Source organism: Shimia sp. SK013, from assembly GCF_001292625.1.
Lineage (GTDB): Bacteria > Pseudomonadota > Alphaproteobacteria > Rhodobacterales > Rhodobacteraceae > Shimia.
In genome coordinates this window covers 329,297-344,469 of record NZ_LAJH01000012.1, presented here as the reverse complement: position 1 = coordinate 344,469, position 15,173 = coordinate 329,297, and the positions used below count along the sequence as shown (strand labels likewise).

Annotated in this window: 13 protein-coding genes; 3 read left to right on the top strand and 10 right to left on the bottom strand. The window is 58.7% G+C overall.

Going from position 1 to position 15,173, the window contains the following annotated elements:
• Nucleotides 1-26: 26 nt before the first annotated feature.
• The 10 genes from SHIM_RS11375 to SHIM_RS11330 form a co-directional block, all read right to left on the bottom strand.
• Complete coding sequence (locus tag SHIM_RS11375) at nucleotides 27-716, bottom strand: ABC transporter ATP-binding protein (RefSeq protein ID WP_054002754.1); 690 nt, start codon at nucleotides 714-716, stop codon at nucleotides 27-29.
• A complete protein-coding gene (locus SHIM_RS11370; RefSeq protein WP_054002753.1) occupies nucleotides 713-1,465 on the bottom strand; it encodes an ABC transporter ATP-binding protein in 753 nt (250 codons plus the stop codon). The genes SHIM_RS11375 and SHIM_RS11370 overlap by 4 nt, the downstream gene beginning before the upstream one ends.
• The gene (locus SHIM_RS11365) at nucleotides 1,458-2,441 is read right to left on the bottom strand and encodes a branched-chain amino acid ABC transporter permease (protein ID WP_054002752.1); all 984 of its coding nucleotides are present in this window, start codon (nucleotides 2,439-2,441) and stop codon (nucleotides 1,458-1,460) included. The genes SHIM_RS11370 and SHIM_RS11365 overlap by 8 nt, the downstream gene beginning before the upstream one ends.
• Nucleotide 2,442: 1 nt before the next feature.
• Entirely contained in the window at nucleotides 2,443-3,360 is a 918-nt protein-coding gene (locus SHIM_RS11360) for a branched-chain amino acid ABC transporter permease (RefSeq protein ID WP_054002751.1), read from the bottom strand.
• 53 nt (nucleotides 3,361-3,413) lie between these two features.
• Nucleotides 3,414-4,553 (bottom strand): ABC transporter substrate-binding protein, encoded by a 1,140-nt coding sequence (locus SHIM_RS11355; RefSeq protein WP_054002750.1) that lies wholly within the window; start codon nucleotides 4,551-4,553, stop codon nucleotides 3,414-3,416.
• 128 nt (nucleotides 4,554-4,681) lie between these two features.
• A complete protein-coding gene (gene argE, locus SHIM_RS11350; protein ID WP_054002749.1) occupies nucleotides 4,682-5,839 on the bottom strand; it encodes an acetylornithine deacetylase in 1,158 nt (385 codons plus the stop codon).
• Between the two features lie 3 nt (nucleotides 5,840-5,842).
• Nucleotides 5,843-7,027, bottom strand: coding sequence for a M24 family metallopeptidase (locus SHIM_RS11345; protein ID WP_054002748.1), 1,185 nt, complete (start codon nucleotides 7,025-7,027; stop codon nucleotides 5,843-5,845).
• A 19-nt stretch (nucleotides 7,028-7,046) separates the two neighbouring features.
• Nucleotides 7,047-8,420 carry an aspartate aminotransferase family protein gene (locus tag SHIM_RS11340; protein ID WP_054002957.1) on the bottom strand — a complete coding sequence of 458 codons (1,374 nt, stop codon included), beginning with the start codon at nucleotides 8,418-8,420 and terminating at the stop codon, nucleotides 7,047-7,049.
• 283 nt (nucleotides 8,421-8,703) lie between these two features.
• Nucleotides 8,704-10,071 carry a sensor histidine kinase gene (locus SHIM_RS11335; protein WP_054002747.1) on the bottom strand — a complete coding sequence of 456 codons (1,368 nt, stop codon included), beginning with the start codon at nucleotides 10,069-10,071 and terminating at the stop codon, nucleotides 8,704-8,706.
• Nucleotides 10,071-10,739 carry a response regulator transcription factor gene (locus SHIM_RS11330; protein WP_054002746.1) on the bottom strand — a complete coding sequence of 223 codons (669 nt, stop codon included), beginning with the start codon at nucleotides 10,737-10,739 and terminating at the stop codon, nucleotides 10,071-10,073. Before SHIM_RS11330 ends, SHIM_RS11335 begins: the two co-directional genes overlap by 1 nt.
• Nucleotides 10,740-10,876: 137 nt before the next feature.
• Between SHIM_RS11330 and SHIM_RS11325 the strand changes: the two genes are divergently transcribed.
• The 3 genes from SHIM_RS11325 to SHIM_RS11315 all read left to right on the top strand — a co-directional run bounded on the left by SHIM_RS11325 (nucleotide 10,877) and on the right by SHIM_RS11315 (nucleotide 15,168).
• Nucleotides 10,877-11,965 (top strand): tricarboxylate transporter, encoded by a 1,089-nt coding sequence (locus tag SHIM_RS11325; protein ID WP_054002745.1) that lies wholly within the window; start codon nucleotides 10,877-10,879, stop codon nucleotides 11,963-11,965.
• Nucleotides 11,966-12,043: 78 nt separating this feature from the next.
• Nucleotides 12,044-14,074: a tripartite tricarboxylate transporter permease gene (locus tag SHIM_RS11320; RefSeq protein WP_054002744.1), complete on the top strand. Its 2,031-nt coding sequence runs from the start codon at nucleotides 12,044-12,046 to the stop codon at nucleotides 14,072-14,074.
• Nucleotides 14,071-15,168, top strand: a complete 1,098-nt coding sequence (locus SHIM_RS11315; protein WP_054002956.1) for a 4-oxalomesaconate tautomerase — start codon at nucleotides 14,071-14,073, stop codon at nucleotides 15,166-15,168. Before SHIM_RS11320 ends, SHIM_RS11315 begins: the two co-directional genes overlap by 4 nt.
• Nucleotides 15,169-15,173: the final 5 nt, after the last annotated feature.

Sequence of the window (15,173 nt, the reverse complement as noted above, 5' to 3'; positions counted from 1 at the left end):
CCGACGCGCCAAACAACGCAAGCCGATCAGATGCCAAGAAACCTATCGGTCACATCCGCGGACAGCTCGGCAAATGCCCCATTCCACACGGACGTGCCTTTTTCGAGAATGACCGCAGTATCCGCAACACCACGCAATTCCTGCAACGACTTGTCCACAACAACAATTGCCAGACCTGTTTGCGCTTTCAGCTTTGAGATCGCCTGCCAGATTTCCTGACGCACAACCGGCGCCAGCCCTTCTGTGGCCTCATCCAGCAGCAACAGCTTTGGATTGGTCATCAACGCGCGCCCGATTGCCAGCATTTGCTGCTCGCCACCTGACAGTGTTCCTGCCGCCTGCCCCCGCCGCTCCAACAGGCGTGGAAACAGCTCTGCCACTGCGGCGAAATCCCATGCCCCTTTGCGCGCCGCGGCAATCAGGTTCTCGTATACCGTCAGGTCCGAAAAACACCGTCGCCCTTCCGGCACCAAACCGACGCCCATGCGGGCCACCTTATGCGACGGCGACCGAGCAACATCATTCCCCGCAAACATCACAGTGCCGCCGCGATGTTGCAGCATCCGGCAAATGACCTTGATCGTGGTCGACTTGCCCATGCCATTGCGCCCCATCAGGGCGACAACTTCCCCTTCAGCGACTGAAAAATTCACGTCAAAAAGCGCCTGTGACGGGCCATAGAACGCAGACACCTGATTAAGAGACAAAAGGCTCATTCCGCCACTTCCCCCAGATACGCTTGCCGCACCGCTGGATTGCCGCGGATTTCGTCCACTGTGCCTGTTGCAATAATTTCCCCATAGACCAGCACGCTGATCCGGTCCGCCAAGGCAAACACCGCATCCATGTCATGCTCAATCAGCAAAATTGGGGCCTGATGGCGCAATTGGTCCAAGAACCCCTGCAACTGCTGAGACCCTTCCGCCCCCAATCCGGCCATCGGCTCATCCATAAGGAACGCCTTAGGGTCCAGCGTCAGCGCCACCGCGACCTCCAATTGACGCCGCTGACCATGCGACAAATCCGACGTTCGAAAGGCTCTGACGTCCTGAAGCCCCACCTGTACCAGCGCCTTTTCGGCAACCTTAAGCAACTGTTGGTCTTTCATCACACGGTTGAAAAACCGAAACACGTCGCCGCGTCGCCCAAGCGCCCCCAGCACCACATTTTGCAAAACCGAGTACTCCATCGCCAGCGACGAAATCTGGAATGTGCGTGCCATGCCCTTGCGCGCCCGCGCGGCTGTGGTCAGCGCACTGACATCTTGCCCGCCAAACTGCACCGAACCGGCATCAGGGCGCAAAGCGCCACTGATCAGCTGCACCAAAGTCGATTTTCCTGCGCCGTTCGGGCCAATCAAGGCATGAATTTCACCCGCACGCAGGTCCAGATCAACGTCTCGGGTTGCCACCAATCCGCCAAAGCTTTTGGTCAGGCCGCGCACCTTGAGGATGGGGTCAGTCATGCGCCACCTCCCGCCCGGCAAGCAGTCCAAAAATGCCGCCCCGTGCAAACAGCACGACACCCAGCAAAATGGCCCCCAAGTACACGTGCCAATAAGGGCTGAGACCCCCAAGCGTGTGCTCCAGAAGAATAAACAAAGCCGCCCCGGCCACCGGACCGTAAACCCGTCCCACGCCACCGAGGATGACAAACACCATGATCTCGCCAGAGGTCTGCCAACTCAGCATCGATGGGCTGACAAAGCGATTCAAATCGGCAAACAACGCCCCGGCCAAACCGGTGATCGCGCCCGATATCGCAAAGGCCGTGAGGTATAGTCGATACGGCACCTGCCCAACCGCCTGCAAGCGTTCTTCGTTTTGCCGCGCCGCCCGCAATGCCAGACCGAAAGACGCGTTGGCCATACGGTGCACGCCCCACAGAACGAGCAGCAACAGACCGTAACAAATCGCGAAAAACTGGATCGGATCCATCGTGTTCAACCCCGGAAACGAATTGCGCACATAGATCGACAACCCGTCCTCGCCCCCGTAGGCCGACCAACTGATGGTGAAATAGAAAAACATCTGCCCAAAAGCTAAGGTGATCATGATGAAATACACACCCGACGTGCGCAGGCTGAGCGCGCCAATCGCCAAAGCAGCAAGACCGCTCGCCACTATGGCCACAGGCCAAATCACCAGCATCGATTTCGTGCCCTCAATCACAAACGGCCAGTCCATCAACGGCGTATAGGTCTGTGCATGATAGGCCAGAATGCCCATCGCATATCCGCCCAACCCAAAAAACGCAGCATGCCCAAAGCTCACCAGACCGCCAAACCCAAGCGCCAGATTAAGCCCCACGCCCGCAATTGCGAAAATCACGGCGCGCGTGGTCAGCGTGATGATAAATGGCTCATCCAATGCCCATGCCGCCAACGGTACAGCCAGCAAAAGCCCCATCAAGACGACGTTCAAACAGCTTTCCCGCGTCATGTCATGCGCCCCCAAACAGGCCCTTGGGCCGCACCAAAAGAACACCCGCCATCAGGATGTAGATGGACATCGAGGCCAGAGAGGATCCCACCGACGTGGCCGCCGCCGGAGACAGGAAAAGCGCAAAAGCCTTGGGCAAAAGAAAGCCGCCAAGCGTGTCGGTGAGGCCAACCAGAATGGCCCCGACCAAGGCCCCTTGCACCGACCCGATCCCACCAATCACGATCACAACAAAAGCAAGAATAAGAACCGGCTCGCCCATGCCGACCTGCACCGATTGGATCGCGCCAATCAACGCGCCCGCCAGTCCGGCAAGCGCTGCCCCCAATGCAAACACAAGCGTATATAGCCGCGAAATATCGACCCCTAGCGCGGCAATCATCTCGCGGTCGTTTTCGCCAGCACGAATGCGAATGCCAACCCGCGTCTTGGCAATCATCCAGAACAGCCCAGCCGCCACAGCTAACCCCACACCGATCAACGCCAATCTGTAGCGCGAATATTCAATGCCAAATGGCAGCGACACCGTGCCGGACAAAGCTTCGGGTCGGTCCAAAAAAAGCGGAAAAGAGCCAAACGCCCAACGCGTGCCCTCAGAAAAAATCAGGATCAGCGCAAAGGTCGCTAGCACCTGATCAAGATGGTCCCGATCATAAAGGCGGCGGATAATTGTGGCCTCGATCAATACTCCGGCCAACGCGGCGGCTGCCAAACTGGCGATCAACGCCAAAACGAACGACCCTGTCGCTGCGGCCACCGCGGCGGCGGCAAACGCACCAACCATATAAAGCGAGCCATGCGCGAGGTTGATCAGCCCCATGACCCCGAATATCAGCGTCAGCCCCGCAGCCATTAAAAACAGCATCACGCCGAATTGCAGCCCGTTCAGCGCCTGCTCCACAAGTAAGATCCAGGACATGTCTTCCCCAAGAAAGTGCCCGCCCCGATACCCCGGGGCGGGCCAAAAGTCACTTACATCTTACAATCAGCCGCATAGGCATCACCACGATCTTCCAGACCTACGGAGATGATCTTGTTGGTAAAGACATCGCCTTCCTGAATGACTTCGCGCACATAAATGTCCTGAATCGGGTGATTGTTAGGACCAAAGGCAAAATCCCCCCGCGTGGAGGCAAAATCAGCTGTCTGAAGGGCTGCGCGGAATGCGTCCTGATCCGCAACATCCGCCTTGTCCATCGCGGAAATCAACAGGTTCGCAGTATCAAACCCTTGGCTGGCATAGAGCGACGGCAGACGTCCGTATTTGGCAGCAAAGCTTTCCACAAAGGCGGCGTTGGTTGCGTTGTCGATATCCTTGGACCATTGCGACGTGTTGCGCACACCCAAAGCCGCCGCACCAACCGCCTGCAGGATGCCCTGATCAAAGCTGAAAGCTGGCCCAACGACAGGCAGGTCCACACCGCTGTCGGCATATTGTTTGAGGAAGGAAATCCCCATGCCGCCCGGCAGGAAGAAATAGACGCTGTCAGCTCCGGACGCGCGGATCTGCGCAATCTCGCTGGCATAGTCTGTCTGCCCAAGCTTGGTATAAAGCTCCCCCGCCAGCGCACCTTCGTAGAACCGCTTATATCCGGTCAAAGCGTCCTTACCCGCCGGATAATTTGGCGCCAGAATGAAGGAATTGCCAAGCCCAGCCGTATTGGCATAGGCGCCTGCAGCTTCGTGCAGGTTGTCGTTCTGCCATGCCACGTTGAAATAGTTTTTGTGGCAGCCCTTACCGGCCAAGGCCGACGGGCCCGCGTTTGGCGAGAGGTAAAATTTGTTCTGCGCCACGGTTGCGGGCACCACGGCCATCGCAAGATTGGACCAGATGATCCCGGTCAGCACATCAACCTTCTCGGATTGAATCATCTTATCGGCCAGCTGAACCGCCACGTCCGGCTTGCGCTGATCATCCTCGATGACAACTTCCAGATCGCTGCGACCGGCCTGCTCGACCGCCAGCATAAACCCGTCCCGAACATCAATCCCCAATCCAGCGCCGCCGCCGGACAATGTGGTGATCATGCCGACCTTAACGCCCTCGGCCTGCACCGTTGTCGCAAGCAATGCTGTGCACGCTGCCGTCACAAGTAATTGTTTCAATTTCATAGTTCCCTCCCCTCGAGTGGTTTTGCATAAATTCTGAGATCAATTTTGCGAAGACTGCGGGATCGACCACGTGTCAGGCAAGAGATTTTTGCAATATTTCCAAACTCTTGCTTTTCACGCGGTGCGGATCATAGCTCAGCGAGCTTGCCAGCCAACCCGTCCAGCACCCCAAGGCACGCCTCAAGCTGCGCAACCGCGACAAACTCATTGGCCTTATGGGCCTGCGCTATGTCGCCGGGTCCACAGACGACCACATCCATGCCCATGGATTGGAACAGCCCCGCCTCAGTGCCAAACGGCACCAACTCGGCGCTGTTGGCTCCTGTCAGGTCCATAAGCAAACGCCGCGCCTCATTGCTGTCTTCGGGAACCAGCCCCACAACTTCGCCCACCACCTCGGTGTCAATCTTTGCGTCGGGATAAACCGCGCGCATCAGCGGCAGCAATTCATCCCGGCAGTATGCTTGCAGATGTTGTTTCACAAAATCCGCATCGCTGGTTTGAACCGGCCGCATTTCCCACGCAACTTCGGCTTTCGGCGCGATAACGTTGTGCACGCTACCGCCCTGAAACGCACCGACATTCACGGTGGTCCATGGCGGATCAAACCGGCTGTCCACCGGGGCCATCCCCCTAAGCTGGTCCTTGACCGCCAACAGCCGCGCCACATACCGCACCGCATACTCGACCGCGTTCACACCCAAATCAGGCGCTGATCCATGGCCCTCAAGCCCATGAAACCGGGTCGTATATTCATGACACCCCTTGTGGCCTTCAATGATGCGCATGCTGGTCGGCTCACCGATCAACGCCATCCGAGGTTTCAGCCCGCGCTCCTTTAGAGTTTGCACCAAATGCCCCGCCCCGACGCAGCCGGTTTCTTCGTCGTAGGTAAAGGCAAAGTGCAACGGCCGCTCGGCAACCTGCGCTGCAAATTCCGGCGCCATCGTCACCGCCGCCGCGATGAACCCCTTCATGTCGCAACTGCCGCGCCCATAAAGCCGCGCGTCGCGCTCCTCCATCACAAACGGATCGCTGTGCCAATCCTGATCCGTGACAGGCACCACGTCGGTATGGCCCGACAGGACGATGCCCCCGTCGCGCTCCGGCCCCAGCGTGGCAAACAGGTTGGCTTTCTTCCCGCTGGGATCGATCATCGCCTCCACCTTGGCGCCACAGTCCTCCAAGCGCCCGGCCAGACACGCAATCATCTCCAGATTGCTGTCCGCTGAGACCGTTTCAAAGCCAATCAGCTCAGACAACAGCGCTTTGGTGGCGTCAATCATCGCTCAGCCTTTGACAAACAATTGACGGTCCACATCACACAATGGCTCCGCAGCGCCGTCGGTTCGGATCAGGATGGTTTCGGTGGTCTCAAGCCCCCAACTGTCCATCCACAACGCAGGCATAAAGTGAAACACCATACCCGACTCCAGAACGGTTTCGTCTTCGCTGCGGATCGACGCCGTGCGCTCCCCCCAATCCGGCGGATAGCTCAGCCCAACCGGATAGCCCATGCGGCCTGACCGCTCGATACCATGTTTGGCAAGCACATGCATAAACGCATTGGCAATGTCACAGGTGCGGTTGCCAGCCCGCGCAGCTTCAAGACCCGCTGTAATCCCTTCAAGCTGGGCGGCTTCGGCCCGCCGCATGTCTTCAGATGGGGTGCCAAGGAAAATCGTCCGACACAATGGCGCGTGATAGCGGCGGTAACAGCCTGACAACTCAAAGAACGTCGCCTCACCCGCCTGCATCGGAGTTCCATCCCACGTCAGATGCGCAGCAGTCGCGTCCAATCCCGAAGGCGTCAGCGGCACGATGGCTGGATAGTCGCCCCAGTCCTCGTCCACGCCTGTGATGCCGGCGTGCATGATGTCCGCCACCAGATCGTTTTTACGCACACCTGGCTCGGCGCGCTCCAACGCCGTGCGCATCACCTTGTCCGAAATCCGCGCCGCTTTGCGCACAAAATCAAGCTCTGCGTCGGACTTGATCAGCCGCTGCCAATTCACAAGCGCTGTTGCGTCCACCAATGTTGCGTCGGGCAGCTCAGCACTCAGCACAGCGTGCGCTTTGGCGGAATAATAGTAGTTCTCCATCTCCACACCGATGCGCTGGCGGGCAAATCCACGCGCACTCAGATGCTGCGCCAGATCCTGCATCGGATGCACCTCGGTGGACTGCACATAATGGTCGCCATAGCCAAGGATGTGATCGTGATCCATCCAACACGTGCGACGCCCGCCCATCATGTCCATGTACCGCCCCCACCAGATCGGCGGTCCATCCATTGTGACGATCACCCCCTGATGCACGTAAAACGACCACCCATCATAGCCGGTAAGCCAAGCCTGATTGGAGGGATCCGTGACAAACAGCACATCCAGCCCCGCAGCCGCCATCGCGACGCGGGTTTTGGCCAAGCGGCGTTCATATTCCGCAATGCTGAACGGGGCTTTTGACTGGGTCATCGTGTGGCTCCTTTCGAAATCATGGCAAAACCGACGTAACAGCACGCACTGTCGCGGCAACAACTTGGTCGGCCTCTGCGCGGGTCAGACAAAACGGCGGCGCGAACCCGAGGATGTCACCCTGCGGCATGGCGCGGGCAATCACACTGTCCTGCTCCAAAAGTTTGGCGGCAATCTGCGGCCCAATCTTGTCGCCCGCATCAAAGAACGTGCGGCTGTCCTTGTCGGCCACAAACTCGATTGCGCACAGCATACCTTCGCCACGTATTTCACCGACATTTGCATGATCCGCCAACGCAGCAGACATGCTGGCATTCAGATAGGCTCCGGTGCTGCCCGCGTTCTCAATCAGATTGAGACTGTCGATCAGCTGCAAATTCGCCACGCCTGCCGCCGCACCAATTGGATGCGCGGAATAAGTCCAACCGTGGCCAATCGGTCCGTTCTCATCGGTGCCCTGCTCCAACACCGCCCAGATTTTGTCAGATACAATCGAACCCGACAGTGGTGCATAAGCAGAGGTCAGCCCTTTGGCGATGGTGATCAGATCGGGCTTCATGCCGTAATGTTCTGATCCAAACATGCTGCCAAGTCGGCCAAAACCTGTGACAACTTCGTCAGCCACCAACAGAATATCGTGTTTGTCCAAAACCGCTTGAATGGCAGGCCAGTAGCCCTCTGGTGGCGGAACAATACCACCTGTGCCAAGCACCGGCTCGCCAATAAAGGCCGCAATGGTGTCGGCCCCTTCCCGTGCAATCATCTCCTCCAGCGAGGCCACGCATTGCGCCACAAACTGTGCCTCGCTTTGGCTTTGATCCTTGCGCCGGAAATAATACGGCGCGTCGGTGTGCAAAACCTGCGCCAACGGCAGATCGAACTTGTTGTGAAACAACTCCAATCCGGTCAGCGAGCCGGTCATCAGGCCGGACCCGTGGTACCCACGCCAGCGCGAGATGATTTTCTTCTTCTGTGGACGACCAAGAATGTTGTTATAGTACCAAATCAGCTTGACGTTGGTCTCGTTGGCATCCGAACCCGACAGGCCAAAATAGACTTTGGACATGTGATCAGGTGCGCGGTCCAGCACCATTTTGGCCAGCGTTATTGACGCCTCGGTGCCATGCCCGACATAGGAATGATAATACGCCAACTCCTTGGCCTGCTCGGCAATCGCTTCGGCGATTTCGGGTCGCCCGTAACCAACGTTGACACAATACAGCCCGGCAAACGCGTCCAGCATCCGCGCCCCACTCCGGTCCTCGATGTGGCATCCGTCACCGCCGGTCACAACACGTTGCGGCAGGTTCCCTCGCGCGAACTCTGCAAGATGTGTGGACGGATGGAAAAACGACTCGCGGTCCCACTGTTCCAGTTTATCGTTGTGTAGCATGGTTAATCCTTTCGACGATGGCGGCGCGCCGCCTGAGTGTTGAAAAGGAGCCATTTGCGCACGTGGGGCAGCAACACCCTCACTTTGAGCAGACAGGCTCCGCTCACCCGGACAGCAGCGCGCAATGCCTTTATTGTCGGGATTGACCAATCTTCAGCACAACCAAAGCATATAGATCAACAGGAAATTCCTGAGTATTGCATTTATCCGCGTGGCGGCGCTTCGCACCTTGGAAAATGCCCCAAAGTTCAGCGTCAGATACCCGCGCCGCGCCCAACGCCTCTCACGCCTGAAGCCGTGGCAACATCACCGAAAGGCTCGCGCCTTTCTCAACACGATTGATTGTTACAGTCCCGCCGTGCTGTTCGGCGACCGAGGACACAATCGCCAACCCAAGGCCGCTACCTTCTGACGGTTCAATCTGGGAAAACCGCCCAAAGGCCGTCGCCGCTTCTTCCGGCACAAGGCCCTTTCCGTCGTCGGACACTGTTATGTCCACGCTGTCCTTATTGGAGGACACTGCCACCGAAATGCTGCTTAAGGTCTCGCCGCCGTGCTTAAGCGCATTGTCCACAAGGTTCTTGACCGCCTCGCTGACAAACAGCGGATCACAAGAAACCGCCATAGGCCTATCTGGCAGATCAACCACAAAATCGATGTCCGCTGACAACACCGCCGGCCCCACGTCCGAACACACCTGACGCATCAACGCCGTCAAATCTACCTCTCGGAAATGGCCCGACCCAAGCGGCTGGCGTAATCGGTCCAACGACAAGAGTTGCTCCGTCACCCGTGCCGAGGCACGCGCCGCAGATATCAGCTCCTCCGTGCGCCGTTCACGCTCCTGCTCGCTTGGCGCATTGCGCAGGCTTTCGGCCATGGACTGCACCGCTGCCGCCGGATTGCGCAGCTGATGCGCCGCGTCCGAAATAAACGTCTGATGCGCATTCATGCTGGCATCCACCTTGGAAAAAAGACGGTTCAGAGTGCGCACAATGCCACGCGCCTCCATCGGCACCGCTCGTTTGATCCGGCTAAGGTCGTCTGGAGAACGCACAGCGATAGCCTCCTCCAAATTCAAAAGTGGGCGCAAACCAATCGCCACCCCAAACCAAACCACAAGCGCCACCGTCGCCACCAGCGCGCCAATCAGTGCGGCGGCCCGAAACGCCAAATCCACCGCAATCCGGTTGCGGTCGCTCAATCGCTGCCAGACAGTCACCGTTGTGTCACCGGTCAAAGTGTCAACCGTCACTTGCTCTGTGACTTTCATGACCCGCACACCTTCGCCGCGGTAAACCGCCTCAAACACGTTCGGCTTGTTCCGCTCCATCTGAAGGGCCGTCAGGCTGGTCGGTGGATAAGCGTAGCCCGTGACGTAACTGCCGCCGGGTCCGGTGGCGTGATAAAACACCTCCCCACCCGCGACATCGCGGATCAAACTCCGAGTGGTGGGTGACAAAGCGTCTCCGCCCGACACCGCCACATCCCGTGAAATCGCCAACGCCGTTGACAACAAAGAGCGATCAAACAGCTCTTGCGCGGTTTGCTGTGCAACCGTGAACCGCCAAAACCCCAACAGGATCGCCATCGCGATCAACGGCGTCAGGATCACAACAAACAACCGCAGCCGCAGCGACGCCCGCCGCATCAGTCCGTGACCTCAAGCATATATCCCAGCCCCCGCGCGGTTTTGATCCTGACACCGTGGTCCGCCAACCTCTTGCGCAGCCGCGACACATGCGGCTCGATCGCGTTGTCGCCAACATCCGCGCCAACCCCGTAAACAAAATCAATCAGATGCGTTTTGGACACGATCCGCCCTCGCCGCTCCACAAGACACTCCAGGACCGCAAGTTCCCTGCGGGGGATCTCAAGCGTTTGTCCAGCAGCCAAAACCTGTCGGTTGCTGCGGTCAAACGTCAGATTTCCGAGCGTTTCCTGCGCGCCATAGTCCAAATCTTTGCGGCGCGACAAGGCCCTGATACGGGCGTCTAACTCGTCCATTTCAAAGGGTTTAACAAGGTAGTCGTCCGCCCCCTTGTCCAGCCCTGCAACGCGGTCGGCGGTCTCGGCGCGTGCAGTTAACAAAATCACTGGCGTGCCATCCGCACGGGCGCGCATCGCTTGCAGAATGTCCAGTCCTGACCGGCCGGGCAGGTTGATATCAAGCACCACCAAATCCGCGCCTTCCTGTGTCAGAAAGCGGTCCGCCTCGTCACCGTCATGCAAGACATCAACTGCATGGCCGTGGTCGCGCATCCTATAGGCAATGGCATTGGCCAAGGCCGTGTTGTCTTCGATAATGGCGATACGCATTTTGGCTCCGCAAGCTTGGCGCAAGGTTGGCCTTCCATGATCGGCAGATCGAAGGGGGAATCAATCCCCGAAATTTCGAACAATCATGGTGACGCTGGAGACGTTGTCGTGCTTGTCTGGTCTACAGGGAGGAACCAATGACCATTTCAACCTTTACGCGCCGTGCCGTTGTCGGCCTGCTCGCGGCCGCTGGCCTTGCGGCTCCGGCCACCGCCGAAGTCGACTTTTCCGGCAAAACCATTGAATGGGTCATCCCTTTCTCTGAAACCGGCGGCTCGGCAAAATGGGCCAACTTCTTTGCGCCTCTGCTGTCCGAAGCCCTGCCCGGCGCTCCGACTGTGGTCGTGAAATTCATGCCCGGCGCTGGATCGACCAAAGGCGCCAACTGGTTCCAGAAGGAAAAGCATGACGACGGCACATTGCTGTTCGGCACATCCGGCTCAACGCAGTTCCCTTATCTTCTGGGCGACCCGCGCGTGCGTTATGAATACAACGACTGGACCCCGGTTATGGCATCCGGCACCGGTGGCGTGGCCTATCTGAACGCCGAAGATGGCACCAAATTTGACGGCTCGGCCAATATGCTCAAGGACGTGGATTTCATCTACGGCTCGCAGGGCGCAACCCGCCTTGACCTCGTGCCTCTGCTGGCATGGCAAATGCTGGGCATGAACGTTGAACCTGTGTTTGGCATCAAAGGCCGTGGTGATGGCCGTTTGATGTTTGAGCGCGGCGAAGCCAACATCGACTACCAAACGTCTTCGGGCTACCTTAAAGGCTCCGCCGAAATGGTTGCTGACGGCAACGCGGTGGCGATGATGACATGGGGATCTCTGGACGGCGATGGCAACATCGTGCGCGACCCGACCTTCCCTGATATCGCAACCTTCAAAGAAGTCTGCGAAGCCACCGACGGTTGTGAAACCTCGGGCGAACAGTGGGACGCATGGAAAGCCTTCTTTGTGGCGGGCTTCCCCGTGCAAAAACTGGCCTTCCTGCCCGCAGGCACACCACAAGACGTTGTCGACACCTACACCGCTGCCTTTGAGGCTGTTGTGGCCCGCGCCGACTTCGCTGAGATCTCCTCCAAGCGCGTCGGCAAATACTCGGTCTTCACCGGTGCAGGCGCACAGGCTGCACTTGGCACCGCGACCAACGTGCCAGACTCGGCGAAGGCCTACGTCATCAACTGGCTCAAAGAGTCCTACGGCGTCGAGCTGAAGTAAGCGCGACACCACAGGGACGGCCTCACCCCTCTGAGGTCGTCCCACCTTCCCATTTTTCGAACAAGAAAGGCGGCCCCCATGGAGGCTTTCGCCACAGCCCTTCCTGCACTTTCAGATGCGTGGGCTCTGATTCTGCAACCTGTCGTTCTTGGCTACTTGGTGCTCGGTGTCGTCATGGGCCTCGCGGTCGGTGTCTTTCCCGGTCTTGGCGGCATCGCCGGTCTTTCCCTGCTTTTGCCCTTCATGTTTGGCATGGATCCCATTCTTGGCCTCGCGCTGATGATCGGCATGGTCGCGGTGGTGCCCACCTCCGACACCTTTGCCTCGGTTCTGATGGGTATACCCGGCTCGTCGGCCTCACAGGCCACGGTGCTTGACGGTTTTCCCATGGCGAAAAAAGGTGAAGCCGCGCGCGCCCTGTCCGCCGCCTTTGCCAGCTCGCTGTTTGGCGGGCTTGTTGGCGCAACTTTCCTAACCGTCTTTATTCTCGTGGCCCGCCCCATTGTGCTGGCTTTCGGGCTACCCGAGATGCTGATGATCACCATTCTCGGCCTTTCCATGGTTGCCGTGCTCGCCGGGCGCTACGCCCTTAAAGGCCTCGCAGCCGCCGGCCTAGGCCTGATGATCGGCACGATTGGCGAGGCCGACGCAGGTGGCTCCCTGCGGATGTCTTCTTATGATCTGCCTTACCTCACGGACGGGCTGAAACTGGTGATCGTCGGCCTCGGCATCTTTGCCATTCCGGAAATCGTATCCCTGTTGCGTCAGGACCGCTCGATTGCCAAAGGCGCGCAACTCGGCGGCGGCTGGGTTGACGGCGTGCGCGACTGGTTCGCCAACATCTGGCTGTCGGTGCGCTGCTCCATTATCGGCGTTGTCGTCGGTGTGATCCCCGGCCTTGGTGGCTCGGTCGTTGACTGGATCGCATATGGCCACGCGGTGCAAACCACCAAAGACAAATCCAACTTCGGCAAAGGCGAAGTGCGCGGCGTGATCGGCCCTGAAAGCTCCAACAACGCCAAAGAAGGCGGAGGGCTCGTTCCCACTCTGCTCTTCGGTATCCCTGGCTCAGGCTCGATGGCGATCTTCATCGGTGCGGTGGCGCTTTTGGGCTCCGGCTCAATCGAAGTCGGCCCCGGCATGCTGAAAAACAACCTCGACATCACCTATTCGATTGTTTGGCTGCTGGCGCTTGCCAACGTGGTTGGCACGGTCCTTTGCATTGCGGCCTCCGGTGGCATCGCCAAGCTGACCACCATCCGCTTCACCTATCTGGCGCCGTTCCTCTTTATGCTGATCAGCTTCGCCGCCTTCCAGTCTGGTCAAAACTTCGAAGACCTTCTGGCGCTGTTTGTGATCGGCCTGATCGGCATCTTCCTGCGCCGCTTTGACTGGTCACGTCCCGCTTTCCTGATCGGCTTTGTGTTGTCCAATCCGGTAGAAAAATTCACCAACCAAGCTTTCCAGATCGCGTCTTTCCGCTTCCGCAAAAGCTTTGACCAAGGCATCGAGTATATCTTCTCACCCATCGTGATCGTCCTGATCGTCATCACTGTTGTGTCGGTCTTCTTTGGCATCCGTCAGGCCAAGTCGATCATGGCCGAGGGCGATGTCAAAGCAGGCAGCAAACGCGCGCCGGTTATCTTTCTTCTGGTGATCGCGGGCTACCTTCTGACCGCCTTCATCAACGCCAGCATGATCCCTGACTACAACATGACCGACAAAGTCATCCCGTTGGTGATCGGAGGGTTTGCGCTGCTCTGCTGCCTGATCCTTATGGTGCAAATGATGATGCGCCCCGAAGGCGATCCCATCTTTGCAGACAAAGAAGTCGCCGGAGACGAAGCAGACGCGCCTTACGGCCTGTGGTCTACGCTTGCGTGGTTTGCCAGCCTGATCGCCGGCACATTCTTTGTCGGCTTCATCCTTGCGCTGGTCGGCTTCCTGATCGCCTTCTTCCGCGTTCGCGCCGGTGCCAGCTGGCCACGGACGCTGTTGCTGACGGCTGCAGGCATCGCCTTTATGTGTCTGATGGCGGGGGCGCTCAACCGTGACTTCCCACCCGGCCTGCTGCAGGGAATGGTGGATCTGCCATGGCCACTCAAATGACGCAGACCGGTATCCCATTTGTCTTCATGCGGGGCGGCACCTCGCGCGGCCCTTACTTCAACCGCTCGGATCTGCCAGCGGAATTGGACACTTTGGCCGAGGTACTGATTGCCGCGGTCGGGTCCGGCCATCCGCTCAATATCGACGGCATCGGCGGCGGGGCCGCCGTGACCACCAAAGTCGCGATGTTGTCGCGCTCGGAGGATGACTGGGCCGACATCGACTATTTCTTCGCGCAGGTTTCGGTCGAGGATAAGCTGGTGGATTTCAAACCCACCTGCGGCAATATCCTGTCCGGTGTGGGTCCGGCGGCAATCGAAATGGGCCTGATCCGCCCAACCGGCGACAGCACCGACATCAAGATCCGCGCCGTGAACACCGGCGCTCAGGTCGAGGCCACCGTCGCCACCCGGGGGGGGCAGCTCACCTATGAGGGCGACACTGCCATCGCCAGCGTGCCCGGCACAGCGGCACCTGTAGCCCTTAAATTCATGGGGGTGGTTGGCTCCGCAACTGGGCAGCTTCTGCCTACCGGCAACCTGCGCGATACGTTTTACGGGATAGAAGTTACCTGCATGGATGTCGCCATGCCTGTCGTAATCGCCCGCGCCGAGGATTTCGGCCTTACAGGGCATGAAAGTGCCGAAGACTTGGACGCCAACCCTGAGTTCTTCGCCCGGATGGAAGCGATCCGCCTTCAGGCAGGCGCAGCCATGGGCATGGGCGACGTCACCAAATCTGTGACACCCAAGTTTGCCTTCCTCGCACCCGCGCAAAGCGGCGGCACCATTGCCACGCGCTACTTCATGCCATGGAACACCCACCCGTCGATGGCCGTCACCGGAGCCCAATGCATTGCGTCTTGCGCACTCACCCCCGGGTCTGTGTCGGATGGCATGTTGGACCGACCCTCTGACAGCCCGGCCAATGTTGTGCTAGAACACGCCTCGGGCACAATCGAGGTGCTTGTCGATTTCACAGCCAACAACGGGTTTGACCTCAACGCCGCCGGATTGGTGCGCACCGCCCGAAAACTGGCAGACGGTCAGGTCTATGTGCCTTCCACAATCTGGTCGGGCCACCCCGATACGTAGAAAGG